Raw genomic sequence first — 22720 nt, 5'->3', positions numbered from 1 at the left:
GGATCGGCGACGTCGGCGACCATCCTGGCCCGTGTGGGAGACAAACAGGCGCTCGGCGCACACGGGGAAGAACTGGCCGCCCGCTTCCTGCGGGACGCGGGCATGGAGATCGTCGCGCGGAACTGGCGGTGCCGCTACGGCGAGCTGGACCTGATCGCGCGTGACGCACAGACCACCGCCTTCGTCGAGGTCAAGACCCGCCGCGGGCTCGGGTTCGGCACGCCCGCCGAAGCGGTCACCTTCACCAAGCGCCAGCGGATCCGCCGCCTGGCTCTGCTGTGGCTGGCCGAACAGGACGGGCCCTGGCAACAGATCCGGTTCGACGTGGTCTCGGTGCTGATGACACCCGGGCATCGCCCCGTCATCGACCACCTGAAGGCGGTCTTCTGATGGCGCTCGGCCGCGCCCACTCGGTCGCCGTCGCCGGGGTGGACGGCCAGTTGGTGGAGATCGAGGCCGACATCGGCCAGGGGCTGCCCTCGGTGCATCTGGTGGGCCTGCCCGACACCGCCCTGACGGAATCCCGGGACCGGGTGCGGGCCGCGGTCGCGAACTCGGGGGAGAAGTGGCCGGACGGCCGGGTCATCCTGGCGCTGTCCCCGGCGACATTGCCCAAGGTGGGCAGCGTCTACGACCTGGCGCTGGCGGCGGCGGTGCTCGACGCCGCCGACGCGATCCCCTCCACCCGGCTCGGCAAGGCGGTGTTGCTGGGCGAACTGGCCCTGGACGGACGGGTGCGGCGGGTCCGCGGCATCCTGCCCGCGGTGATGACGGCGCGCGCCGCGGGCTGGCCCACGGTCGTGGTGCCACGCGCCGCGTTGGCCGAGGCGGGACTGGTGCAGGGCATCGAGGTGCTCGGCGCGGAGACCCTGCGTGGCCTGGTGGCATGGCTGCGCGGGGAGGGTGGGCTGGCCGAACCCGACGGCGTCCTGCCCGGCGCCGCCGCCCCCGACGGCGACCTGAGCGAGGTGGTCGGGCAGGAGGAGGCACGGTGGGCGCTCGAGGTCGCCGCGGCCGGCGGCCACCATCTGCTGCTCACCGGCCCGCCCGGCATCGGTAAAACGATGCTGGCGCAACGGCTTCCGAGTCTGCTGCCGCCACTCACCGAAGCGGAGTCGCTGGAGGTGACGGCCATCCATTCGATGGCGGGCGCGTTGTCGGGCGAGCATCCCCTCGTCACCACCCCGCCGTTCGTGGCACCGCACCACTCCACCTCGGTGACCGCGATGATCGGCGGCGGCTCGGGCACGGCACGGCCGGGCGCGGTCAGCCGGGCGCACCGCGGGGTGCTGTTCCTCGACGAATGCGCCGAGATCGGCACCAAGGTGCTCGAGGCGATGCGTACCCCGCTCGAGGAGGGCGAGGTACGCATCGCCCGCCGCGACGGCGTCGCCCGCTATCCCGCGCGCTTCCAGCTGGTACTCGCCGCCAACCCGTGCCCGTGCGCGCCCGCCCGCGACGTGGACTGCATCTGCCCGCCGCTGGCCCGTCGCCGCTACCTGGGCAAACTGTCCGGTCCGCTGATGGACCGCATCGACCTCTGGGTGCGCATGCACGGTCACACCGGGCCCGCACTGGGCTCCGAGGTCGCCGAGAGCAGCGCCACGGTGCGGGAGCGGGTCGCCGCCGCCCGCGCCGCGGCGGCGCACCGCTGGCGCGCCGACGGCTGGCGGACCAACGCCGAAGTGCCGGGACACGTTCTGCGACAGCGTTTTCCGCTGCCCGCCGAGGCGGTCGCCCCGCTGGAGGCGGCCGTGCGGATGGGCAGGCTGTCCGCGCGCGGCGCCGATCGCGCCATCCGCGTCGCCTGGACGGTGTGCGACCTGCGCGGCGCTCCCGTCCCCACCGCACGGGACGTGATGCTGGCCTTGAACTTCCGGCAGCGCGGCGCACCGTGACACGACAGACCCCGGCCGCGGCGGACACGCCGGTCGGCGCACAGGTATTCGACGATTCCCAGGGGGGACAGCAAATGACCGAGGTAGTGTCCGAGAGGGCCGGAGAACCATCAGCGCGCCGAGCGAGCCGAGAGCACGAAACCGCCGCCTCCTCGGCGCCTGCGGACAGGATCGACACCTCCGGTGCGGTACCGGGTGGTGGTCGCGGCTCGGCGGCGCAGGGAGACGCCGAGCCCGGTCACCGCGCAACCGGTCACCGCGGGGCAGGTCGTGCTGCGGCCGCGCATTGCGAGCCAGGAGTCGGCGACCGACCGGAGGACTACGAAGCCCGCGGGGGCGCGGTGGCGGTCTCGGACGTAGTTCGCAGCAGTGTGGGGGTGGGGGACAGGGGCGAGGAGTCCGGTGACAGTGCCCGCGACGGCGGTGATGGCGGCGGTGACGGTGATGGCGGCGGCGGTGACGGTGATGGCTACGGCAACGGCGGTGGTGACGGCGGCGACGGTGCCGGGGCGATCTCGCATGCAACCCGCAGCAGCGTGGGGGACAGGAGCGAGGAATTCGGTGACAGTGCCTGCGGCGGCGGCGAAGGTGGCCGCGGTGACGCCGATGGCGATGGCGACGGCGGCGCGGGGGCGGTCTCGGATGCAGCCCGCAGCAGCGTGGGGGACAGGGGTGACGAATCCGGTGACAGCGCCGTCGGCGGCGGGAACGGCGGCGGGAAGTGCGGTGACGGCGTCAGGGATGACGGAGGTGGCAGGAACGGCGGAGGTGGTGGCGGCGGCGTCGAAGGGGATGGCGCGTACAGCGGAGTCGACGGGGACCGGGGAGGTGACGGGGACCGGGGAGGCGACGAGGTCGGGGGCGGCGACGTGGACGGCGGCGGTGCGGATGGCGGCGGCGGGGGCATCGAGGTCAGGGGCGGTGGCGAAGCCGGGAGCGGCCCCCGCGTGGTGTGCGCGTCCTCGGCCGATCACGACGCGCGGCGACTGGCGTGGGTGTATCTCTCGCGGGTGGTGGAGGGACCGTGTGCGGCGCTGTCGGCGCTGATCGAGTCGGTGGGCGTGGTGGAGGCGGCGCGCGCTGTGCGCGAGCGGGAGTTGCCCGAGGCGTTGCGGGGTGCCACCCGAGCACGGCGCGAGGTCGACCGCGCCGAGGCCGATCTCGCGACGATGGCACGGCTCGGTGGCCGGGTGGTGACTCCCGAGGACGCGGAGTGGCCTGCTTGGCGGATGCTCGGGCTGAGTCAGCTGGCGGGCGGACCGGACCCCGACGGCGCGGTGCCGCTGGTGCTGTGGGTGCGGGGGCCGCGTTCGCTGCTGGAGTCCAGCGAGCAGGCGTTGGCGGTGGTCGGTTCCCGGTGCAGCAGCGGTTACGGCAACCGGGTGACGGCGGAGCTCGCGGGCGATCTGGCCGCCCGCGGCTGGACCATCGTCTCCGGTGCGGCCTTCGGCATCGACGCGATGGCCCACCGGGCCGCCCTGGCCGTCGGCGGTCCCACCATCGCCGTCCTCGCCTGTGGCGTGGACCGGCCGTATCCGGCCCAGCACGACCGGCTGCTCGCCGAGATCGCCGAGGTGGGGCTGGTCGTGAGCGAGTATCCGCCCGGCACCGTCCCGCACAAACACCGCTTCCTCGCGCGCAACCGGTTGATCGCCGGGCTGGCCGACGGTGTCCTCGTCGTCGAGGCCGGTTTGCGCAGCGGCGCCCGCAACACTGTGAAATGGGCGCGCCGCCTGTGCCGTCCCGCCCTCGCCGTGCCCGGCCCGGTCACCTCCGCCGCATCGGTCGGCTGCCACCGCATGATCCGCGAGGGCGAGGCGCTGCTCGTCACCCGCGCCGAGGAGGTGATCGACGAAGCGGGCCCGCTGCGGCTGTCGCTGCCGGGTGGGACCGTGACCACCGTGGCCGAGTCGCTCACCGGGGACGAAGCGGTCGTCTACGCGGCGCTGCCGGCCATCGGCTCCCGGCTTCCCGGCGAACTCCGCGGCACCACGGGCCTGTCCACACCGGCCGTCCGCGCGGCCCTGGTCGCGCTGGAGATGGCGGGGCTGGTCGGCGCCGACGCCACCGGATGGTCACGTCTGGCCCGCCCTCGACGGTCCGGCGGTACCGCCGCGGATGGGTGATTCGATACTCGGACTTGCCCAGCCACGGGGTCGGCCGCCGCCGGCGGCGCGGGAACTTGTCAACCGCGAGCGGGCAGGTCACGGTGGGGGAATGGAGGGTTTGCCGGAAGACCTGACGGCGTTGCTGGCGGAGTACGGGCGACATCTGCGGCTGGGGCAGAATCGCTCCGCCCACACGGTCCGCGCCTACGTGGGGGATGCCCGGGCGTTGCTGACGCACTTGTACACGCGGTCGCCGGACGCGGCGATCGGGGAGCTGGACCTGCCGTTGCTGCGGTCCTGGTTGGCCGATCTGGCCGCCGCGGGCGCGGCGCGCACCACGCTGGCGCGCCGGGCGTCGGCGGTGCGGACGTTCACCGCGTGGCTGACCAGGACGGGTAGGTTGTCGGCCGACCCCGGCCTGCGGCTGGCCGCGCCCAAGGCGCACCGCACCCTGCCCGCGGTGCTGGCCCGGCAGCAGGCAGTGGCCGCGATGGACGCCGCCGAGTCCGGTGCCCGGCAAGAGGATCCGATGGCCTTGCGGGACCGGTTGATCGTGGAGATGCTCTACGCCACCGGCATCCGGGTGAGCGAGCTGTGCGGCCTCGACATCGACGATGTCGATCGTGAGCGCAGGCTCGTGCGGGTGCTGGGCAAGGGCAACAAGGAACGCTCCGTGCCCTTCGGCGGACCCGCGGATCTGGCCGTGGAACAGTGGCTGCGGCGCGGCAGACCCGCCTTCGCCACCGTCGAGTCGGGCCGGGCGCTGCTGATCGGGCGGCGGGGGCGACGGCTGGACCAGCGACAGGCGCGGACCGTGGTGCACGAGGTCGTCTCCGCGATCCCCGGCGCACCCGACCTCGGCCCGCACGGCCTACGCCACAGCGCGGCCACCCACCTGCTCGAAGGCGGAGCCGACCTGCGCGTGGTGCAGGAACTGCTCGGTCACAGCAGCCTGGCGACCACCCAGCTCTACACCCACGTGTCCATCGAGCGATTGAAGAAGGTGCACGATCAGGCGCACCCGCGGGCCTGACGAACGCTATTCTGAAACAAGTTCTAGTTTCAGGAGGCGGGCGCATGGCGGTGGAGACAGGCGACGGAGCGGTGCGCACCCACCTGGTGCTGGGTCGGGAGATCCGGATGCCGGTGCGGATCCGCACCGCGCACGCCTTCATGGCGTCCTATCTCGTCCCGGTCGCCGCGGCCCAGCGCCTGATCGACTACTCCGGGCTGCGCGTACTCTGCCTGCCGGGTGGGCGGGCGATGTGCACCCTGGTCTTCGTCGAGTACGTGGACGGTGATCTGGGCCCCTACCACGAGTTCGGGGTCTCGTTCATGGTGCGACACCACACCGCGACCGGCGGCGGCACGCTCGCCGGCCTGCGCGGATTGCTCGGGGGCTCGGCGGGCGTGTTCATCCATCGGCTGCCGGTGGACGGTGAATTCACCCTGGCCGCGGGTCGCGGCATCTGGGGTTTCCCGAAGGAACTCGCCGACTTCGACGTCACCCATCACGGCGTGCGGCGCGGTGTGCTGCGCCAGAACGGTGCGCTGATCGCGGAGCTGACCGTGCGGCCCGGCCTGCCCACTCCGCTGCGCCGGGGTGCGGGCGCCTCCTTCGACGCCTACTCCCACATCGACGGCGTCACGCGCTGCACGCGCTGGGAGATGGCGCCGACGGGGATGCGGGCCCGCCCGGGCGGTGCGGAGCTGGTGCTCGGCGACCATCCGTGGGCGGCCGAGCTGGCCTCGCTCGGGCTACCGCGCCGGGCGGTATCGGCTTCGACGGTGGAGCGCCTGGCGATGGTCTTCGAGGACGCCGTGGTGGTGTAGCGGCGGGCGGTCCGTGCCCGAATATCTTGTGGTGCCGGGAAATCCGGCGACCCGGGTCCGCCCGCCGGCTGCCGGGGAGCCGGTCGAGACCGGGACGCCGGGGCTGCCTCACCGGGCACGGCCGCGGCCAGGAAGTCGGGGACACTCCTGCCCCGCGCGGCTCGTAGACGACCAACCGGTCCGCCGCTAACCTGGCGTTGCGGGCCGTTTGCTTGCGGTCCGAACCGACCGGATGGGGAGTGGTGTCCCGTGCGACCTTGCGCTCGGAGCGTGGCCACGGGGCCGGTCGCGGCGCCGCGCGGTACCGCTTCGGACACCGAGCGCCCGGGGGAGTCGAGGTGACCCTCCCGGACCGCGGCGGCGAAACCGGTACCGACGAGCCCGCCGCGGAGATCGATTACCGCTTCACCCTCGCCAACGAACGCACCTTCCTGGCGTGGATGCGGACGGCGCTGGGATTGCTCGCCGGTGGCGTCGCCGTCCACACGCTCGTCCAGCCGTTCCCGATCGGCGGGTTCCGCCGGGCACTCGCCCTGGCCTGCATCCTGCTCGCGGTGATCGTCGCGGTCGGCGCGTACGTCAACTGGCGGCGGATCGGCGCGGCCATGCGCCGGGGCGCGCCGCTGCCCGACAGCCTGCTGGTGCCGATCCTGGCGGCGGGCATCGGACTGGTCTCGATGCTCGCGGCGGTGGCGGTGATCCTGCGATGAACCCGCCCGACACCGGCTTGGCCGCCGAACGGACCGCGCTGGCGTGGCGGCGCACCGCGCTGGCGGCCACCGTCGTGGTGGCGCTGTTGGCCGAACACGCCATCGGCGACGGCGGTGCCGGACTCCTGCCGCTGGCCGCGGGCGTGGTGCCGCTGGCCGTGGTCGCGATCGTCGCGAATCGACGGGCCCGGCTGCTGCGGCACGCCGGGCCCGAGCGGGTTCGTCCCGCGCGCGTCACCGTCGCGGCGGCGACGCTCGCCATCCTCGTTCTCGCCGCCGTCGGTGTGGCCGTCGTCGGCACCGAACCCTGGCCCTGACACCGCGGGCCCTGATGTTCGCCAGGAGGTCACGATGGACATGAGCACTGCGGCCGATCCGAGCCCGGCCATCGTCGCGGCCAACCGGCGTGCGGCCGCCGCGCTGCCGTTCGCCGACACCACCGACGCGGCCGACGCCGACCGCGGCTTCGTCGCGGCGTTGCGCCCCGGTGTCGTCACCACCGCCGACGGAACCGTCGTGTGGGACAGCGACTCCTACGCGTTCCTGCGCGAGCCGTGTCCGCCCTCGGTGCACCCGAGCCTGTGGCGGCACTGTGGACTGTCGGTGCGGCAGGGGCTGTTCGAGGTGACCGAAGGGATCTATCAGGTCAGGGGGCTCGATCTGGCCAACATGACCATCGTGGAGGGCGAGCGCGGCATCGTCGTCATCGATGCGCTGATGTCGGCCGAGACGGCCGCGGCGGCGTTGGCCCTCTATCGCGAACATCGCGGCGACCGGCCGGTGACCGGGTTGATCTACACGCACGCGGGCGTCGATCACTTCGGTGGCGCGCTCGGCGTGACCACCGCGGCCGAGGTCGCGGCGGGGCGCTGTCCGGTTCTCGCGCCCGCGGGCTTCCTGGAACAGGCGGCGGCCATGAGCACGGGTGCGGGCGTCGCGGCCGCCCGGCGCGCCTCCTACCGGTACGGAGCGGTCCTGCCGCGTGGGCCATTGGGCAGTGTCGGGGCCGGACTCGGGCAGACCACCTCGCTCGGCACCGTCACGCTGCTGCCGCCGACGGTCGAGATCGCGACCACCGGCCGCCGCGCGACCATCGACGGGGTGCCGTTCGTCTTCCAGGTCGCCGCGGCCCCGTCGGCGGCCGAGATGACCGTGTACCTGCCGCGGCACCGGGCACTGGGCGTGGGCGCGAGCGCCGCGCACACCCTGCACGATCCGGAGGCGCCGTGCGGCGCGCCCGCCGGCGACCCGCGCGCGTGGACGAAGTACCTCAGCGAGACCATCACGCTGTTCGGCGACCGCAGCGAGGTGCTGTTCGCGAGCCACCACTGGCCCACCTGGGGCCGCGACCGGGTGGTCGAACTCCTTGCGCTGCACCGCGACATGTACGGATACCTGCACGACCAGACACTGCGGCTGATGAATCTGGGCCACGTGGGCGCCGAGATCGCCGAACGGCTGGAACTGCCGCCCGCGCTCGAGCACGCCTGGCACGCGCGTGGCTACCACGGCTCGGTGAGCCACCACGTCAAGGCGATCTACCAGCGCCACCTCGGCTGGTTCGACGGCAACCCCGCGCACCTGTGGGAGCATCCGCCGGTCGAGGCCGCGCGCAGGCACGTGGAGTTCATGGGCGGCCCCGAGGAGGTGCTGCGCAAGGCGCGCGCCAGCTACGAGGCCGGTGACTATCGGTGGGTGGCCCAGGTCGTCGACTACGTGCTCTTCACCGACCCGCACAACGAGGAAGCCCGGCACCTGCAGGCCAGCACCTTCGAACAACTCGCCTACGGCGCGGAGAACGCCGCCTGGCGCAACATCTACCTCGGCGGCGCCTACGAGCTGCGGTACGGGATCTTCGGCACACCGAGCGCCTGGGCCCCGGCCGGTGCGCCCGAGACGATGACCGTCGAGCAGATCTTCGACGCCGTCGCACTGCGGGTCGACGGGCCGAAGGCGTGGGAGCTGCGGATGCTCACCGAATGGCAGCTCACCGACACCGACGAGGTCCACCGGGTGGAGGTACGCAACGGCGTACTCACCCACTGCCCACGCCCGCCGGGGCCGCTGCCCGAACCCGACGCGACCTTCGTCCTCGACCGCTCGGCGCTCGTCCGGGTGTTGCTGGGGGGTGCGGATTTCGGCGTCGCGGTCGCGGCGGGCGACATCGCCATCGAGGGCGACCCGACGAAGCTCGCCGCGCTGGTGGCCGTGCTCGACACCCCGGACCCGGATTTCGCGATCGTCACCCCGTGAGCGGCGAGAACCAGGGCAGGTTCACGATGCGGCCGGCGCCGCGCTCGGGTTCAGCGGCGGGCGGGAGTGGTGAGGACGATGCCCGCGTCGACGGTGCCCGCGACGATGCCGCCGGCCAGGTCGGCGAGGCGGCGGCCGGTGCGCAGCGCGTGGCTGCGCAGGCGATCGAAGGCTTCGGGATCGGTGAGATCACCGCGCTGGGCGAGCACGGCTTGCGCGTGTTCGACGGTGACGCGGTCGTTGAGTGCGACCGGCAGCCGGTCGCCGATGGGTTCGACGCGCGGACGGAGCACGTGCTGGGCGATGCCGATCGCGGCCACGTCGCCGAGGGTCTGCACCACCCGTAATTGGCTGCGGTGCAGGGCGTTCGAGGTGCGGCCCAGGATCGTGAGCACCCCGAGTCGATCGGTGCGCAGGCGCAGCGGCACGGCGTAGGCCGAGCGGTAGCCCTGTCGCCGCGCGTGCCGGGCGAAATCCGGCCAGACCACCGCCGCCGCGCTGAGATCATCGGCCACACACCGGGTTCCGGTGCGGTAGGTGTGACGACCCGGGCCGTCGATCGCCTCGACCAACGGGCGCGCCCGCTCGTCCGTGGCGGCGAGCAGGCGCAGCTCCCCCCGATGGTTCGCCACGAACAGCCCGGCATCGCCGCCACCGGTGAGCGCCACACAGGCGTCGACGAGTTGCTGCGCGAGTTCCACGACATCGAAATCGCCGGTGAGTGTGTCGACGGACCGCACCAGCACGTCCAGCAGCGGTGGCGGTGCGCCCATGGTGGTCTCCTGGCCTGTCGCGGTGGTGCCTGTTCGTGCGGTGGTGCCTGTTCGTCCCCGGCCGACCCGGTGCCGCCGCGTCGGTCGCCGCCGATCGCCCGGCGACAGGACTGCGGGCGGGACCCGCGGGGCGGGTGCGGAGCCGATTCCTCATCGTCGCATCGCGGACCGGACGAGTCGACGGGGCGATCGGAGGGCATTGCCGTGCCCCGGCATCGCCTGTCCACTCGGCACTCGAGCCCGAACTACTGCGCACCGCGGACCGGCATGGTGGCCGGCCGGGGACCTCGCCGCGCGACGGTGATCACGGTGGTGCCCGCGTGCCGTCGAGGGGCAGGAGCCGGAGCGGTGCGAGATGGAGCAACCCGAGCGGGTCGAGGTACTCGGGCCGTCCGCGGCGGCCCGCCTCCCGCCGCAGTCCCCAGTGCAGGCACGCCGGCGCGTGGCACCCGGGGTGGCCGACCTCGAGCGTCCCGAGCACCGTGCCGCGCGTGACCCGGTGCCCGACCGTGACCGCGGGCTGCACCGGCTCGTAGGTGGTGCGCAGCCCGCCGGGATGATCGACCGAGACCACGCGCTTGCCCGCCACCGTTCCGGCGAACACCACGATGCCGTCTCCGGCGGCCAGCACCGGCTGACCGGGCATCCCGGCGAGGTCGACCCCGCGGTGCCCCGGCAGCCAGTCCCGCTCGGGCTTGTCGAAACGCCGTTCGATCCGCGGCCGAGGCCGCAACGGCCACCCGAACGCACCCCGCGCCGCGGCGACCGACGGCACATCGGCCGGCGCTTCGCGCGTCACGGGGGCCGCGCTCGCCGGGGCCGAACCGGTCGACACCGTGGCCACACCGCCCGGCAACAGCAGCGCCAGGACCAGCAGTCCACCGATGACCGATGCCCGCACCGCATGCCGCGCGCCCCCGCGGAGCGTCGCTCCGGGAGGGGCGGAAACCAGTCCTCCGGTCACGACGGTCCCACGGAGGTCCTCATCGGCACCACCGAAACCACCCCGACTCCGATCGCCGACCCGGTCGGCAGCGGTGCGATCCGCCGCCACGCGCGCCCGGGCGGCTCGATGAGCCGGCAGGCCGACCCGGTGATCCCGGGCTGCTCGCACACCACCGGCGAACCGGTGCCGGACGGGAGCTCCGCGCGGCCGGGCGGCGCGCCGCTCCCGGTCGGCACCGGCGGCGCGAAGAGGCTGGTGAACAGCGCGGACGCGAAGAACAGCGGCACCAGCATGGTCATGGTGACGGAGAAGCGAGACATGCCGTCGAGCCTGCCGCCGCGTTCCGTCCGCCGGTACCGTCGAACCGGCGATTGGGGATGACGGACGGCCTGGGGACAGACCCGATTTAGCTGGTGGGCCGCACAGACCGTAGACTGGTCGAGCGGTTCGTGCCCGGCATGGACCGACTTCGCGCGCCACCCGTGCTTGTTCGAAGCGGCGCCGTTCGTGAATCCGAGCCCACATCTCGTGTCCTCGCTTCGCGCGGCCCGCACGGACAGGGAATCGCCGGCTGGTCCCGATCACCGATCGGGTCCGACGATTCGGCGGCGCCAGGGCAGATGGTCGCCGACCACCTGCGTCAACCGGCAACGAAAGAGAGATACGGGAGCCATGGCTGTCGTAACCATGAAGCAGCTGCTCGACAGCGGCGCACACTTCGGACACCAGACCCGGCGCTGGAACCCGAAGATGAAGCGGTTCATCTTCACCGACCGCAACGGCATCTACATCATCGACCTGCAGCAGACGCTGACCTACATCGACAAGGCGTACGAGTTCGTCAAGGAGACGGTCGCCCACGGTGGCACCGTGCTCTTCGTCGGTACCAAGAAGCAGGCGCAGGAGTCGATCGCGGCCGAGGCCACCCGCGTGGGCATGCCCTACGTGAACCAGCGGTGGCTGGGCGGCATGCTCACCAACTTCTCCACCGTGCACAAGCGCCTGCAGCGCCTCAAGGAGCTCGAGGCGATGGAGCAGACCGGTGGCTTCGAGGGTCGCACCAAGAAGGAAATCCTCATGCTCACGCGTGAGATGAACAAGCTGGAGCGCACCCTCGGCGGTATCCGCGACATGCAGAAGGTGCCCTCGGCCATCTGGGTCGTCGACACCAACAAGGAGCACATCGCCGTCGGCGAGGCGCGCAAGCTGAACATCCCGGTCATCGCGATCCTGGACACCAACTGCGACCCCGACCTGGTCGACTACCCGATCCCGGGCAACGACGACGCCATCCGTTCGGCCGCGCTGCTGACCAAGGTCGTCGCCTCCGCGGTGGCCGAGGGCGTGCAGGCCCGCGCGGGCCTGGCCTCCGGCGACGCCAAGCCCGAAGCGGGCGCGGGCGAGCCGCTGGCCGAGTGGGAGCAGGAGCTGCTGGCGCAGGCGAACCCGAACGCGGAGGGCTCGGCCGAGGCCGCGCCCGCTGCCGCGACCGAGGAAGCCCCGGCCGCGCAGACCCCGGCCGACTTCTGAGTCGTTCGGAGCCGTTCGTTCACCTTGCCGACCCTTCTGCGTTCAGGAGCGGTCGGCAAGGTGGTTTTCCCACCCCGACCTAGACACTGAGGAGGCTCGCCACCGATGGCGAACTACACCGCTGCCGATGTGAAGCGGCTCCGCGAGCTCACCGGCTCCGGAATGATGGACTGCAAGAACGCGCTGGCCGAGACCGACGGCGACTTCGACAAGGCCGTCGAGCTGCTGCGCATCAAGGGCGCCAAGGACGTGGGCAAGCGCGCCGAGCGCACCACCGCCGAGGGCCTGGTCGCCGCCAAGGACGGCGTGATGATCGAGATCAACTCCGAGACCGACTTCGTCGCCAAGAACGACGAGTTCCAGGCGCTCGCGAACCAGATCGTCACCGCCGCCGCGGCCGCCAAGACCGCCGACCTGGACAGCCTCAAGGCGCTGGACCTGGGCGACGGCCGTACCGCCGACGCCGCCCTGCAGGAGCTGGCCGCCAAGATCGGCGAGAAGCTCGAGCTGCGCCGCGTGGTGTCGCTCGACGGCCCGGTCGCCACCTACCTGCACAAGCGTGCCTCCGACCTGCCGCCCGCCGTCGGCGTGCTGGTGGAGTACCAGGGTGCGGGCGACGCCGCGGCCGAGGCCGCCCGTGCCGCCGCCATGCAGGTCGCCGCGCTCAAGGCCAAGTACGTGACCCGCGACGAGGTCCCCGCCGACATCGTGGAGAACGAGCGCCGCATCGCCGAGCAGACCGCTCGCGAGGAGGGCAAGCCCGAGGCCGCCCTGCCCAAGATCACCGAGGGCCGCGTCAACGGCTTCTTCAAGGACGTCGTCCTGCTGGAGCAGCCGTCGGTGACCGACAACAAGAAGACCGTCAAGCAGCAGCTGGACGAGGCCGGTGTCACCGTCACCCGCTTCGCCCGCTTCGAGGTCGGCCAGGCCTGACCCCGAGCTCAGGCAGGCCCCCCGCGTGACAACGGCGTCGTGCGGGGGGCCTGTTGCTTTGTCCGGGTGCCGAATCACGCGATCGATATTCCGGGGCGCGGATCGGACATATCGCGCCGTACGGCGGAGAATTGCCGCCTTTTCCGGGGGTCTGACGCATCGCGGTCACTCGGGTAAGGCAGGATGAGGAGGCTTTGTTGGGCGGCTTGCGAGCCTGCCGGAAGGTCACCGACCGATGGCTCACACCAGGTGGGCAGACCCCGATCACCGAAGGAGAAGAGCACCGATGACGGACCCGGGTACCGACCGTCCAGGATATCGCCGGGTACTTCTCAAACTGGGTGGTGAAATGTTCGGCGGCGGCAAGGTCGGACTCGATCCCGACGTCGTCGAAACGGTCGCCGAGCAGATCGCCGAGGTGGTCGCCGGCGGGGTGCAGGTGGCCGTGGTGATCGGCGGCGGCAACTTCTTCCGCGGCGCCGAACTCGAGGAACGCGGTATGGAGCGGGCCCGCTCGGACTACATGGGCATGCTCGGCACCGTCATGAACAGCCTTGCGCTGCAAGACTTCCTGCAGAAGCAAGGGGTGGACACCCGGGTGCAGACGGCCATCACGATGGGTCAGGTGGCCGAGCCGTATCTGCCGTTGCGCGCCAAGCGGCACCTGGAGAAGGGCCGCGTGGTGATCTTCGGCGCGGGCATGGGCATGCCGTACTTCTCCACCGACACCACCGCCGCGCAGCGCGCCCTCGAGATCGGCGCCGACGTGGTGCTGATGGCCAAGGCGGTGGACGGTGTGTTCGACGCCGATCCGCGCGTGGTGCAGACCGCCACGATGTACACCGAGATCACCCACAAAGAGGTGATCGAGCGCGGCCTCAAGGTCGCCGATGCGACGGCCTTCAGTCTGTGTATGGACAACCAGATGCCCATCCTGGTGTTCAATTTGTTGACGAAGGGCAATATCGCCCGAGCGGTCGCCGGTGAGAAGATCGGCACATTGGTTCGTTCCTGAGCCCGCGACTTGCGGATCATGACGATGACGACGCTGTGGAGGAAATGGTCGTGATTGAAGAAGCGCTCTTCGACGCCGAGGAGAAGATGGAGAAGGCCGTCTCGGTGGCGAAGGACGATCTCGGGACCATCCGGACCGGCCGCGCGAATCCGGGCATGTTCGCCCGGGTGGTCGTGGACTACTACGGATCGCCCACGCCGGTCACCCAGATGTCCAGCATCACCGTGCCCGAACCGCGGATGGTGGTGATCAAGCCGTACGAGGCGGGGCAGCTCGGCGCGATCGAGACCGCGATCCGCAACTCCGATCTCGGCGTGAATCCCACCAACAACGGTGACATCCTGCGCATCACCATCCCGCAGCTCACCGAGGAGCGTCGCCGCGAACTGGTCAAGCAGGCCAAGGGCAAGGGCGAGGACGCGAAGGTCGCCATCCGCAATGTCCGTCGCAAGGCGATGGACGAGCTGGCCCGCATCCAGAAGGATGGCGAGGCGGGCGAGGACGAGGTCGGGCGCGCCGAGAAGGAACTCGACAAGACCACCGCCAAATACGTGAGCCAGATCGACGAACTGGTCAAGCACAAGGAAGCCGAACTCCTCGAGGTCTGAGGCCAGATCCGAGGGCCCGCCCGGGCGGGGGACGAACGGAACGACGAGTGAGCGACGGGACAATCGTGGCCGAGAAAGCCGCCGCCGAAGGTGCGGCCGACGAGCCGATGCCGGCGAACGGCACACCTGAAACGATCCACGCGCACCAGGGCGATCCCGCGCCCGCGGCCACCAAATCCCGGGCGGGCCGTGACCTGCCCGCCGCGCTCGCCGTCGGCTTCGGTCTCGGGCTCTCGCTCATCGCGATTCTGCTGTTCGCGCCGCTGGTCTTCATCCCGTTCGCGGCCACCGGGATCGGTGTCGCGACCTGGGAGGTGGCCAAGCGGCTGCGGGAGGCCGACGTCCTGGTGCCGCGCATACCGCTGATCGTCGGCGGGCAGGCCGTGTTCTGGGCGGGCTGGCCCTTCGGCGCGGAGGGCGTGGTGGCCGCTTTCGCCGCGACCGCGCTGAGCTGCATGGTGTGGCGACTGTTCGACCACGGGCTGCGCACCGCGCCACGGAACTTCCTGCGCGACACCGCCATCACGGTCTTCACCCTCGCCTGGATCCCGCTGCTGGCCGCCTTCGCGACGCTGCTGCTGCTCGAGGAGGACGGCAACCTGCGGGTGCTGACCTTCATGATCCTGGTGGTCTGCTCCGACGTCGGTGGATACGTCGCGGGCGTGCTGTTCGGCAGGCATCCGATGGTGCCCTCGATCAGCCCGAAGAAGTCCTGGGAGGGCTTCTGTGGGTCGCTGGTGTTCAGCGTCATCGGCGGCCTGCTGACCGTCACCCTGCTGTTGCAGGCGAATTCGATGATCGGCGTGGTGCTGGGCGTCGGCCTGGTGCTGGTGGCCACCGTGGGCGACCTCATCGAATCCCAGATCAAGCGGGAACTCGGCATCAAGGACATGGGCACGCTGCTGCCCGGCCACGGCGGCATCATGGACCGGCTCGACTCGATGCTGCCCTCGGCGTTCGTCGCGTGGCTGGTGCTCAGCACCCTGATCTGAGCGGCGCGGGGCCGCGACATGCGGGGAAATCCCGGCGGCCGGTGCGGCGATCGGCCATGATCGAGCCATGGCCGCGAATCCCGAATACGATCCCGACGCGAGCGGGCGGGATGTGCCGCCCGTCGTCGGGGAGACCACCACGCGCTCCATCTCCTCCAAGACCGGCTACACCTGGGTCGGGTTGGTGGCGGGCACGCTGATCCTGGTCGTGCTGTTGATCTTCATCCTGCAGAATCTCGACACCGTCGAGGTGCAGCTGTTCTTCTGGGAGTTCAACCTCCCGCTCGGGGTGGCGGTGCTGCTGTCGGTGATCGGCGGCGCGCTGGTGATGGCGCTGGTCGGCGGCGTGCGGATTCTCCAGTTGCGGCGCGCCGCCAAGCACTGATTCCGGGCGGCTGCACGGCACCCGGGCGGAGATGGGACACTGGAAGCACTATGACGGTCTCCCTCCCCCTGGTTTTCGACGCTCCGCGCCGTGGCATGCCGCCCCGGCACCTCGCCGACCTCGATGCCGAGCAGCGGCGCGCGGCGGTCGCCGAGCTCGGGCTGCCGAAATTCCGGGCCGACCAGATCGCCCGCCAGTACTACGGGCGGCTGGAGGCCGATCCGGCGCGGATGACCGATCTGCCTGCCCCGGTCCGCGAGCAGATCGGCGCGGCGCTGTTCCCGCGCCTGCTGGACGTGGTCAAGCACGTGGCCTGCGACGACGGCCGCACCCGCAAGACGCTGTGGCGGGCCGGTGACGGCACGTTGCTGGAGAGCGTGCTCATGCGCTACGCCGACCGCAACACCCTGTGCATCTCCAGCCAGGCCGGCTGCGGCATGGCCTGCCCCTTCTGTGCCACCGGTCAGGGTGGGCTGAACCGCAACCTGTCCACCGCCGAGATCGTCGACCAGGTGCGCGCGGCCGCGGCCGCCCTGCGCGACGGTGCGGTCGCGGGCGGGCCGGGCCGGCTGTCCAACATCGTGTTCATGGGCATGGGCGAGCCGCTGGCCAACTACAAGCGCGTGGTCGCCGCGGTGCGCCGCATCACCGCACCCGCTCCCGACGGGCTCGGCATCTCCCAGCGCAACGTCGTCGTCTCCACCGTCGGCTTGGCCCCCGCCATCCGCAAGCTGGCCGACGAGGGGCTCTCGGTGACCCTCGCGGTCTCCCTGCACACCCCCGACGACGAGCTGCGCGACACCCTGGTGCCGGTGAACAACCGCTGGCCCGTCGCCGAGGTGCTCGACGCCGCCCGCTACTACGCCGACACGACCGGCCGCCGGGTGTCGGTCGAGTACGCGCTCATCCGCGACATCAACGATCAGCCCTGGCGCGCCGACATGCTCGGTGCGAAGCTGCACAAGGCGCTGGGCTCGCGGGTGCACGTCAACGTGATCCCGCTCAACCCGACTCCGGGCAGCAAGTGGGACGCCAGCCCGAAGCCGGTCGAGCGGGAATTCGTGCGCCGTGTCAACGAGCAGGGCGTGCCGTGCACGGTGCGCGACACGCGCGGCCAGGAGATCGCCGCGGCGTGCGGACAGCTCGCCGCCGAGAACTGACCCGACGCGCCACCGCCGGGTCAGGGCAGCCGCCGCGGGGTCAGGGAATCAGCACGGTTCGACCCACCGCGGTCCTGGTCTCGATCGCGGCGTGCGCGCCGGCCGCCTGAGCCAACGGAAAGGTCTGGCCGACAACGACTTCCAGGTGTCCTTCGGCGGCCATTCGGAGGGCCTCGGCGCCGAGCGCACGCCAGTCGGGTTTGCCAGCCTGCAGATCGAACAGGCCGACGACCTCGACACCGCGGGCGCGGGCGGCCTCGGCGTGCGCGCCGGCGAATTCGCCGGAGGCGGAGCCGTACCCGAGGAACCGGCCGCCGTCGGCGGTGACGGCCAGGGCGGCATCGCCGAGCGCGCCGCCCACCCCGTCGAACACCACGTGGAAGCCGGAGCCACCGGTGGCGGCGCGGGCGTGCTCGGCCCAGTCGGGTTCGCTGTAGTCGATGCTCAGGTGGGCGCCGAGGCGGTGGGCGAGCTCGAGTTTGGCCGCGCCGCGCGCCGCCGCCACCACCTTCGCCCCCGCCCGATGTGCCAGCTGGGTCAGCAGGGTGCCGAGACCGCCCGCCGCCGCGGTGACGAGCACCAGGTCACCGGGCTGTACGGTGGCGCGATCGAACGCGGCCAGGGCGGTGCGGCCGTCGTGGACGAGCGCGACCGCCCGGTCGATGTCCAGGCCCGCCGGCACCGCGAGCAGGGTCTGCTCCGTGACGAGCGCACGCTCGGCGTAGCCGCCGGTCGGCACCCCGCCACCGATACCGCTGGCCGCGGTCGGCCCGACCACCCGCGCGCCCAGCCACGCGGTGTCCACCCCGGGACCGACGGCCCGCACGGTGCCCCCGACGCCGCCGCCGGGGACATAGGGCGGCCGTACCGGGAAGAAATCGGTGCCCCAGCCGGACCGCAACCGGGTGTCGAGGAACATCACGTCGGCCGCCGCGACCTCGATCAGGACCTCGCCGCTCGCGGGTACGGGATCGGGTAGCTCGCGGACGGCGAGCACCTCGGGTCCGCCGAATCGGGTGGCCTGCACGGCACGCATGGTGTCTCCTCGGATCGGGGTCGGTGACACCACCAGCCTGTAACCTCGAGCGAGGTTCAGGTCAAGATCGGCGTTCCGGCGCGGTGCCGAAGCGGTTCTTGGCCGGGCGGTTGGTGGCCGCGCGGTGCTCGGCCCGCTTGGCCTTGATGCGCTCGTTCTCGCGCTGCACCTGCGCGTAGTTCTCGCGCTCCCGAATCAGCCATTCCGGCGGATCGGCCAGCAGCGCGGCGATCTCGTCGGCGGTGAGGGCGTCGGAGACCTCGGCGCGGGCCAGGCCACTGTTGGAGACGCCGAGCTTGCGGGCGGTGACGTCGCGCGGGAACGGGCCGGTGCGGCGCAGTTCGGTGAGCCAGGCCGGGGGATCGGTGCGCAGTCGTTCCAGCTCGGTCCGCGAAATGGGGGAGTTGCGGAACTCCTCGGGCGCGGCCGGAAGGTAGATGCCGAGCTTGTTCGCCGCCGTCAGCGGCTTCATCATCTGCGATTTCTGCTCCGGACTCACCGCAACAGCCTAGCGGGCGGCGGGGGCCGCTCCCGCGCCGCCCGTGCAATACGCTGGCTGGAATGAGCCGGTACGCCTCGATCGATCCCACCCGCTTGCGCTGGTTCGCGGAGGTCGCCGAACAGCTGCACTTCACGCGCGCGGCCAAGACGCTCGGGATCGCGCGGCAACGGCTCAGCGCCACCGTCATCGAGCTGGAGAACGAACTCGGGGTGCGGCTGTTCGTGCCCGGGGCGCAGCCCACGCAGTTGACCGAGGACGGCGCGGACCTGCTTCGGGCCGCCCGCGAAATCCTGTCCACGCCAGCGGAATCCGAGCCGGCGGCCCGCACGCCGGAGCGGTTGCGGGTGGGCTTCGTGCCGGGTGTGACGGTGTCGAAGTGGGAGCGGATCTGGGGCGAGCGGTTCCCGGACTCGCCGCTCGAGACCGTGCCGATCGCCGCCGCCGAACAGCGCGCGGCGCTCGACGACGGCCGGGTCGACATGTGCTTCGTGCGCCAGCCGATCGAGCGTGACGGGCTCGGCGTGATCCCGCTCTATCGTGAGCTGCCGGTGGTGGTCGTGCCGAAGGAGCACGAGATCTCGCTGTTCGACGAGGTGAGCGTGGCGGATCTGGCGGGCGAGCGGCTCCAGGACGCCGCGGACGTCGACCAGGCCGCGGTCGTGCTCGAGATGGTCGCCGCCGGTGTCGGGCCCGCCATCGTGCCGCATTCCATCGCCCGGCTGCACGCGCGCCGCGACCTGGTGTATCGGACCGTGACCGATCATCCCGACACCGAGATCGCGCTGGCCTGGCCGAGCGAGCGGACCACCGTGCTGGTGGAGGAGTTCATCGGCGTGGTGCGCGGACGATCGGCCCGGAGTTCACGCGGCCCATCGGGACCGGCGGCGAACGCGAAATCCACGGGAAAACAGGCCACGGGCAAACAGGCCGCGGGGAAGAAGGGTGCGGGAAAGAAGAGTGCGGCGACGGGCGCCGAGAAGGCCGCGTCGCCGCGCGCGGGTGCCCGGCGCGGAAGCGCCGGGCGGCGGGGCCGCTGAGCGGCGACTAGCGCGGCTTGCGGCGGTAGATCCAGTCGTAACCGATGATCGCGAAGATCGCCAGGGCGAAGCCGACCAGGAAGATGTTCTCGATGTTGCCGTGGTGGTTGCCGATGATCATCGCCAGCAGGATCAGCGCGACGATGATGCCCGCGGCCTTGAAGGTGCGGGGCGCCTCGCCGCTCCAGCCCCATTCGGCCGAGGGGACCTCGGCGGTGTCCACGTGAGTGACGACGGCGCGCTCGGTGTGGGCGGGTTCGATGTCCGTGGCGGCCACGATCGCTCCTTTGTCGGGTACCGAAGGGACGGTACGCAGTCGGCTTGCTGCCGCATATCGTGACATACGACGCCGCGTCGTTGGAAGTCGGGCCCGGCCGTGCGCCCGCCGTCGCGGTGTCCGGGCATGCGCCACAATGACGGGGTGTCCGACATCGTGAGAGTCCTGCTGCTGGGCAGCACCGGATCCATTGGTACCCAGGCGCTGGAGGTCATCGCGGCCAACCCCGACAAGTTCGAGGTGGTCGGGTTGGCCGCGCGCGGCGGCAATCCGGCCCTGCTCGCCGAGCAGATGGCCGCCACCGGCACCCGCAATGTCGCGGTGGCCGATCCGGCGGCGGGCGCGGCGTTGGACATCGAGCTGGCCGGGCCGCACGCCGTGACCGAACTGGTGCGCCGCACCGAGGCGGACGTGGTGCTCAACGCGCTGGTCGGTTCGCTCGGCCTGGAACCCACCCTCGCGACGCTGACCGCGGGCACCCGGCTCGCCCTGGCCAACAAGGAATCACTGGTCGCGGGCGGGTCGCTGGTGACCCGCGCGGCCGCCCCCGGCCAGATCGTGCCGGTCGACTCCGAGCACTCGGCGCTGGCGCAGTGCCTGCGCGGCGGCCGCGCCGACGAGGTGGACCGGCTGGTCCTCACCGCCTCCGGCGGCCCCTTCCGCGGCTGGACCGCCCAGATGCTGGAGTCGGTGAATCCCGAGGCGGCGAAGGCGCACCCGACCTGGTCGATGGGACTGATGAACACGCTGAACTCGGCGTCGCTGGTGAACAAGGGGCTCGAACTCATCGAGACCCACCTGCTGTTCGGTATTCCGTACGACCGCATCGACGTCACGGTGCACCCGCAGTCGATCGTGCACTCGATGGTCACCTTCGTGGACGGCTCGACGCTGGCCCAGGCCAGCCCGCCGGACATGAAGCTACCCATCGCGCTCGCGCTCGGCTGGCCGGACCGGGTGCCCGGCGCGGCCGCGGCCTGCGATTTCAGCACCGCCTCGACCTGGACCTTCGAGCCGGTCGACACCGAGGTGTTCCCGGCCGTCGAGCTGGCCAGGCAGGCCGGGCAGGCGGGCGGCAGCGTCACCGCGGTGTACAACGCCGCCAACGAGGTCGCGGTGCAGGCGTTCCTGGACGGGCGGATCCGCTTTCCCGAGATCGTGCGCACGGTCGCCCGGGCGGTGGAGGCGGCCGACCGGTGGCGCGCCGAACCGGAGACGGTCGAGGACGTGCTGGCCGCCGACCGCTGGGCCCGGGGTCGGGCCGCCGAACTCGTCGGGGCGTGAGGGAACCGGCGCGCCGACCGGGCCCGCCCTGGCAGACTGGGTGAGGGCCGGGGGAGCGGACCGATAGTGTGGTCGGGTGCTCGCGGCCGTACGGCGCGCGTGCGCGGAATGTCGACGAGCTGCGCAACGCAGGAGGGCTGGAGAGCTAATGGTGTTCGCCGTCGGGTTCGTGCTGTTCGCACTCGGCATCCTCATCTCGGTGGCATTGCACGAATGCGGGCACATGTGGGCGGCGCAGGCCACCGGCATGCGGGTTCGCCGCTACTTCATCGGTTTCGGGCCGACGCTGTGGTCGTTCCGCCGGGGTGAGACCGAGTACGGCCTCAAGGCGATTCCGCTCGGCGGCTTCTGCGACATCGCGGGCATGACGGCGCTGGACGAGGTGCGGCCCGAGGAACTGGACCGGGCCATGTACCGCCAGGCCACCTGGAAGCGCCTGGTCGTGATGGTCGGCGGCATCGTGATGAACTTCCTGCTCGGCTTCCTGCTGATCGTGGTGCTCGCGATCGGCTGGGGCCTGCCCAACCTCGACGAACCCGCCCCCGTCGTCGGCCAGATGCAATGCGTCGCGGACCAGAATCCCGACGGCAGCCAGCAGCAGTGCACCGGCGCCGGACCCGCCGAGCAGGGCGGCCTTCGCCCGGGCGATCGGGTGACCGCGGTCAACGGCGTCGCGGTGAGCACCTGGGCGGAATTCACCGAGCAGACCCGCAAGCAGCAGGGGCCGATCGCCTACACCGTGGACCGCGGCGGGCAGACGGTCCAGGTGACGGTCACCCCGCAGCGGGTGCTGCGCTACGCGACCGACGGCTCCTCCGCGCAGGTCAGCGCGATCGGCATCACGCTGGACGCGCCGCCCGCGGTCATCGAGTACAGCCCGGTCTCGGCGATCCCGGCGTCCGTCGCGTTCACCGGCGATCTGTTCGTGCGCACCTTCGAGGCGCTGGCCCAGATGCCCGCCAAGGTGGCCGCGCTGTGGGAGGCCGTGACCGGCGGCGAGCGCGACCCGGAGACCCCGGTCAGCATCTACGGCGCCAGCCGCATCGGCGGCGAGAGCGTGGAGGCCGGCCTGTGGGAGGTGTTCGTGCTCCTGCTGGCCAGCCTGAACTTCTTCCTCGGCGCCTTCAACATCCTGCCGTTGCTGCCGCTGGACGGCGGGCACATCGCCGTCGTGCTCTACGAGAAGGTGCGCAACACCGTGCGCGGCTGGCGCGGGCTCGCCCCGGGCGGCCCGGTCGACTACCTCAAGCTGCTCCCGCTCACCTACGCGATGGTCGCGATCGGCGGCGCGTACATGGTGCTCACCCTGGCCGCCGACATCGTCAACCCGATTCGCCTGGCGCCCTGAGTTCGCTCGCGCGGAGTACCCTGTCGCCCGTACCGGCGGACGCCGACACGGCGGTGCTGTGGCTTCGACCTCACCTGGTGAGGCGGGCTCCG

General features: G+C 71.8%; 25 protein-coding genes. 18 read left to right on the top strand and 7 right to left on the bottom strand.

Annotated features, from left to right (window positions below; all coding sequences use genetic code 11):
• Positions 1 to 33 precede the first annotated feature (33 nt).
• Positions 34 to 390: a YraN family protein gene (locus CRM89_RS14235; RefSeq protein WP_041561245.1), complete on the top strand. Its 357-nt coding sequence runs from the start codon at positions 34 to 36 to the stop codon at positions 388 to 390.
• Positions 390 to 1898 (top strand): YifB family Mg chelatase-like AAA ATPase, encoded by a 1509-nt coding sequence (locus CRM89_RS14230; RefSeq protein WP_098084362.1) that lies wholly within the window; start codon positions 390 to 392, stop codon positions 1896 to 1898. The genes CRM89_RS14235 and CRM89_RS14230 overlap by 1 nt, the downstream gene beginning before the upstream one ends.
• 110 nt (positions 1899 to 2008) lie before the next feature.
• Here the strand turns inward: CRM89_RS14230 and CRM89_RS32010 are convergent, their stop codons facing one another.
• Positions 2009 to 2872: a hypothetical protein gene (locus CRM89_RS32010; RefSeq protein ID WP_127516203.1), complete on the bottom strand. Its 864-nt coding sequence runs from the start codon at positions 2870 to 2872 to the stop codon at positions 2009 to 2011.
• On the opposite strand from CRM89_RS32010, the gene dprA reads away from it, so the two are divergent.
• The 6 genes from dprA to CRM89_RS14190 all read left to right on the top strand — a co-directional run bounded on the left by dprA (position 2846) and on the right by CRM89_RS14190 (position 8802).
• Positions 2846 to 4024 carry a DNA-processing protein DprA gene (dprA, locus tag CRM89_RS14215; RefSeq protein ID WP_172964510.1) on the top strand — a complete coding sequence of 393 codons (1179 nt, stop codon included), beginning with the start codon at positions 2846 to 2848 and terminating at the stop codon, positions 4022 to 4024. The genes CRM89_RS32010 and dprA overlap by 27 nt on opposite strands.
• A 91-nt stretch (positions 4025 to 4115) precedes the next feature.
• Positions 4116 to 5039: a tyrosine recombinase XerC gene (locus tag CRM89_RS14210; protein ID WP_172964509.1), complete on the top strand. Its 924-nt coding sequence runs from the start codon at positions 4116 to 4118 to the stop codon at positions 5037 to 5039.
• A gap of 44 nt (positions 5040 to 5083) precedes the next feature.
• Entirely contained in the window at positions 5084 to 5839 is a 756-nt protein-coding gene (locus CRM89_RS14205) for an acetoacetate decarboxylase family protein (RefSeq protein ID WP_195039551.1), read from the top strand.
• A gap of 338 nt (positions 5840 to 6177) precedes the next feature.
• Positions 6178 to 6549: a YidH family protein gene (locus CRM89_RS14200; RefSeq protein ID WP_011210671.1), complete on the top strand. Its 372-nt coding sequence runs from the start codon at positions 6178 to 6180 to the stop codon at positions 6547 to 6549.
• Positions 6546 to 6866 carry a DUF202 domain-containing protein gene (locus tag CRM89_RS14195; protein ID WP_086846332.1) on the top strand — a complete coding sequence of 107 codons (321 nt, stop codon included), beginning with the start codon at positions 6546 to 6548 and terminating at the stop codon, positions 6864 to 6866. The genes CRM89_RS14200 and CRM89_RS14195 overlap by 4 nt, the downstream gene beginning before the upstream one ends.
• A 40-nt stretch (positions 6867 to 6906) precedes the next feature.
• Positions 6907 to 8802 carry an alkyl/aryl-sulfatase gene (locus CRM89_RS14190; protein ID WP_172456857.1) on the top strand — a complete coding sequence of 632 codons (1896 nt, stop codon included), beginning with the start codon at positions 6907 to 6909 and terminating at the stop codon, positions 8800 to 8802.
• A 50-nt stretch (positions 8803 to 8852) separates the two neighbouring features.
• Here the strand turns inward: CRM89_RS14190 and CRM89_RS14185 are convergent, their stop codons facing one another.
• The 3 genes from CRM89_RS14185 to CRM89_RS14175 form a co-directional block, all read right to left on the bottom strand.
• Positions 8853 to 9575 carry a GAF and ANTAR domain-containing protein gene (locus CRM89_RS14185; RefSeq protein ID WP_098084354.1) on the bottom strand — a complete coding sequence of 241 codons (723 nt, stop codon included), beginning with the start codon at positions 9573 to 9575 and terminating at the stop codon, positions 8853 to 8855.
• Positions 9576 to 9879: 304 nt separating this feature from the next.
• The gene (locus tag CRM89_RS14180) at positions 9880 to 10476 is read right to left on the bottom strand and encodes a murein hydrolase activator EnvC (protein WP_172964508.1); all 597 of its coding nucleotides are present in this window, start codon (positions 10474 to 10476) and stop codon (positions 9880 to 9882) included.
• A 59-nt stretch (positions 10477 to 10535) separates the two neighbouring features.
• Positions 10536 to 10841 carry a hypothetical protein gene (locus CRM89_RS14175; RefSeq protein WP_127516201.1) on the bottom strand — a complete coding sequence of 102 codons (306 nt, stop codon included), beginning with the start codon at positions 10839 to 10841 and terminating at the stop codon, positions 10536 to 10538.
• 352 nt (positions 10842 to 11193) lie between these two features.
• Between CRM89_RS14175 and rpsB the strand changes: the two genes are divergently transcribed.
• The 7 genes from rpsB (at position 11194) to rlmN (ending at position 17144) form a co-directional block, all read left to right on the top strand.
• The gene (gene rpsB / locus CRM89_RS14170; RefSeq protein ID WP_011210665.1) at positions 11194 to 12051 is read left to right on the top strand and encodes a 30S ribosomal protein S2; all 858 of its coding nucleotides are present in this window, start codon (positions 11194 to 11196) and stop codon (positions 12049 to 12051) included.
• 105 nt (positions 12052 to 12156) lie between these two features.
• Positions 12157 to 12984, top strand: coding sequence for a translation elongation factor Ts (gene tsf / locus CRM89_RS14165; protein WP_011210664.1), 828 nt, complete (start codon positions 12157 to 12159; stop codon positions 12982 to 12984).
• 286 nt (positions 12985 to 13270) lie between these two features.
• Positions 13271 to 13999: a UMP kinase gene (gene pyrH / locus CRM89_RS14160; RefSeq protein ID WP_011210663.1), complete on the top strand. Its 729-nt coding sequence runs from the start codon at positions 13271 to 13273 to the stop codon at positions 13997 to 13999.
• 50 nt (positions 14000 to 14049) lie between these two features.
• Positions 14050 to 14607: a ribosome recycling factor gene (gene frr, locus CRM89_RS14155; protein ID WP_011210662.1), complete on the top strand. Its 558-nt coding sequence runs from the start codon at positions 14050 to 14052 to the stop codon at positions 14605 to 14607.
• A 107-nt stretch (positions 14608 to 14714) separates the two neighbouring features.
• Positions 14715 to 15599, top strand: coding sequence for a phosphatidate cytidylyltransferase (locus CRM89_RS14150; protein ID WP_011210661.1), 885 nt, complete (start codon positions 14715 to 14717; stop codon positions 15597 to 15599).
• A 67-nt stretch (positions 15600 to 15666) separates the two neighbouring features.
• Positions 15667 to 15984, top strand: a complete 318-nt coding sequence (locus CRM89_RS14145; protein WP_011210660.1) for a lipopolysaccharide assembly LapA domain-containing protein — start codon at positions 15667 to 15669, stop codon at positions 15982 to 15984.
• 50 nt (positions 15985 to 16034) lie between these two features.
• Complete coding sequence (rlmN, locus tag CRM89_RS14140) at positions 16035 to 17144, top strand: 23S rRNA (adenine(2503)-C(2))-methyltransferase RlmN (protein WP_011210659.1); 1110 nt, start codon at positions 16035 to 16037, stop codon at positions 17142 to 17144.
• 40 nt (positions 17145 to 17184) lie between these two features.
• On the opposite strand, the gene CRM89_RS14135 is transcribed toward rlmN, so the two are convergent.
• Together CRM89_RS14135 and CRM89_RS14130 are read right to left on the bottom strand one after the other, a co-directional pair.
• On the bottom strand, positions 17185 to 18180 hold the full coding sequence (locus CRM89_RS14135) for a zinc-binding dehydrogenase (RefSeq protein ID WP_098084348.1): 996 nt from the start codon (positions 18178 to 18180) through the stop codon (positions 17185 to 17187).
• Positions 18181 to 18241: 61 nt separating this feature from the next.
• The gene (locus CRM89_RS14130; protein WP_011210657.1) at positions 18242 to 18679 is read right to left on the bottom strand and encodes a DUF5997 family protein; all 438 of its coding nucleotides are present in this window, start codon (positions 18677 to 18679) and stop codon (positions 18242 to 18244) included.
• A 62-nt stretch (positions 18680 to 18741) separates the two neighbouring features.
• On the opposite strand from CRM89_RS14130, the gene CRM89_RS14125 reads away from it, so the two are divergent.
• Positions 18742 to 19719, top strand: coding sequence for a LysR family transcriptional regulator (locus CRM89_RS14125; RefSeq protein ID WP_098084345.1), 978 nt, complete (start codon positions 18742 to 18744; stop codon positions 19717 to 19719).
• 7 nt (positions 19720 to 19726) lie between these two features.
• On the opposite strand, the gene CRM89_RS14120 is transcribed toward CRM89_RS14125, so the two are convergent.
• The gene (locus CRM89_RS14120; RefSeq protein ID WP_011210655.1) at positions 19727 to 19996 is read right to left on the bottom strand and encodes a DUF2631 domain-containing protein; all 270 of its coding nucleotides are present in this window, start codon (positions 19994 to 19996) and stop codon (positions 19727 to 19729) included.
• Between the two features lie 126 nt (positions 19997 to 20122).
• Between CRM89_RS14120 and dxr the strand changes: the two genes are divergently transcribed.
• Both dxr and CRM89_RS14110 read left to right on the top strand, forming a co-directional pair.
• Positions 20123 to 21280, top strand: coding sequence for a 1-deoxy-D-xylulose-5-phosphate reductoisomerase (gene dxr, locus CRM89_RS14115; protein ID WP_098084342.1), 1158 nt, complete (start codon positions 20123 to 20125; stop codon positions 21278 to 21280).
• 148 nt (positions 21281 to 21428) lie between these two features.
• On the top strand, positions 21429 to 22628 hold the full coding sequence (locus CRM89_RS14110; RefSeq protein ID WP_098084340.1) for an RIP metalloprotease: 1200 nt from the start codon (positions 21429 to 21431) through the stop codon (positions 22626 to 22628).
• Positions 22629 to 22720: the final 92 nt, after the last annotated feature.

The organism is Nocardia sp. FDAARGOS_372, from assembly GCF_002554515.1.
In the GTDB taxonomy this organism is placed as follows: Bacteria; Actinomycetota; Actinomycetes; order Mycobacteriales; family Mycobacteriaceae; genus Nocardia; species Nocardia farcinica.
The sequence above is the reverse complement of the archived record's forward strand: the minus strand, read 5'-3'. Positions and strand labels throughout refer to the sequence as shown.

Bases quoted from the DNA above. Each gene is read 5' to 3' on its own strand.
- CRM89_RS14195 (WP_086846332.1), top strand. From the start codon at position 6,546: ATGAACCCGCCCGACACCGGCTTGGCCGCCGAACGGACCGCGCTGGCG.
- rlmN (WP_011210659.1), top strand. From the start codon at position 16,035: ATGACGGTCTCCCTCCCCCTGGTTTTCGACGCTCCGCGCCGTGGCATG.
- CRM89_RS14150 (WP_011210661.1), top strand. From the start codon at position 14,715: ATGCCGGCGAACGGCACACCTGAAACGATCCACGCGCACCAGGGCGAT.
- CRM89_RS14230 (WP_098084362.1), top strand. From the start codon at position 390: ATGGCGCTCGGCCGCGCCCACTCGGTCGCCGTCGCCGGGGTGGACGGC.
- pyrH (WP_011210663.1), top strand. From the start codon at position 13,271: ATGACGGACCCGGGTACCGACCGTCCAGGATATCGCCGGGTACTTCTC.
- CRM89_RS14145 (WP_011210660.1), top strand. From the start codon at position 15,667: ATGGCCGCGAATCCCGAATACGATCCCGACGCGAGCGGGCGGGATGTG.
- CRM89_RS14110 (WP_098084340.1), top strand. From the start codon at position 21,429: ATGGTGTTCGCCGTCGGGTTCGTGCTGTTCGCACTCGGCATCCTCATC.
- CRM89_RS14135 (WP_098084348.1), bottom strand. From the start codon at position 18,180: ATGCGTGCCGTGCAGGCCACCCGATTCGGCGGACCCGAGGTGCTCGCC.
- CRM89_RS14175 (WP_127516201.1), bottom strand. From the start codon at position 10,841: ATGTCTCGCTTCTCCGTCACCATGACCATGCTGGTGCCGCTGTTCTTC.
- CRM89_RS14210 (WP_172964509.1), top strand. From the start codon at position 4,116: ATGGAGGGTTTGCCGGAAGACCTGACGGCGTTGCTGGCGGAGTACGGG.
- CRM89_RS14125 (WP_098084345.1), top strand. From the start codon at position 18,742: ATGAGCCGGTACGCCTCGATCGATCCCACCCGCTTGCGCTGGTTCGCG.
- dxr (WP_098084342.1), top strand. From the start codon at position 20,123: ATGCGCCACAATGACGGGGTGTCCGACATCGTGAGAGTCCTGCTGCTG.
- CRM89_RS14190 (WP_172456857.1), top strand. From the start codon at position 6,907: ATGAGCACTGCGGCCGATCCGAGCCCGGCCATCGTCGCGGCCAACCGG.
- rpsB (WP_011210665.1), top strand. From the start codon at position 11,194: ATGGCTGTCGTAACCATGAAGCAGCTGCTCGACAGCGGCGCACACTTC.
- CRM89_RS14205 (WP_195039551.1), top strand. From the start codon at position 5,084: ATGGCGGTGGAGACAGGCGACGGAGCGGTGCGCACCCACCTGGTGCTG.
- tsf (WP_011210664.1), top strand. From the start codon at position 12,157: ATGGCGAACTACACCGCTGCCGATGTGAAGCGGCTCCGCGAGCTCACC.
- CRM89_RS14185 (WP_098084354.1), bottom strand. From the start codon at position 9,575: ATGGGCGCACCGCCACCGCTGCTGGACGTGCTGGTGCGGTCCGTCGAC.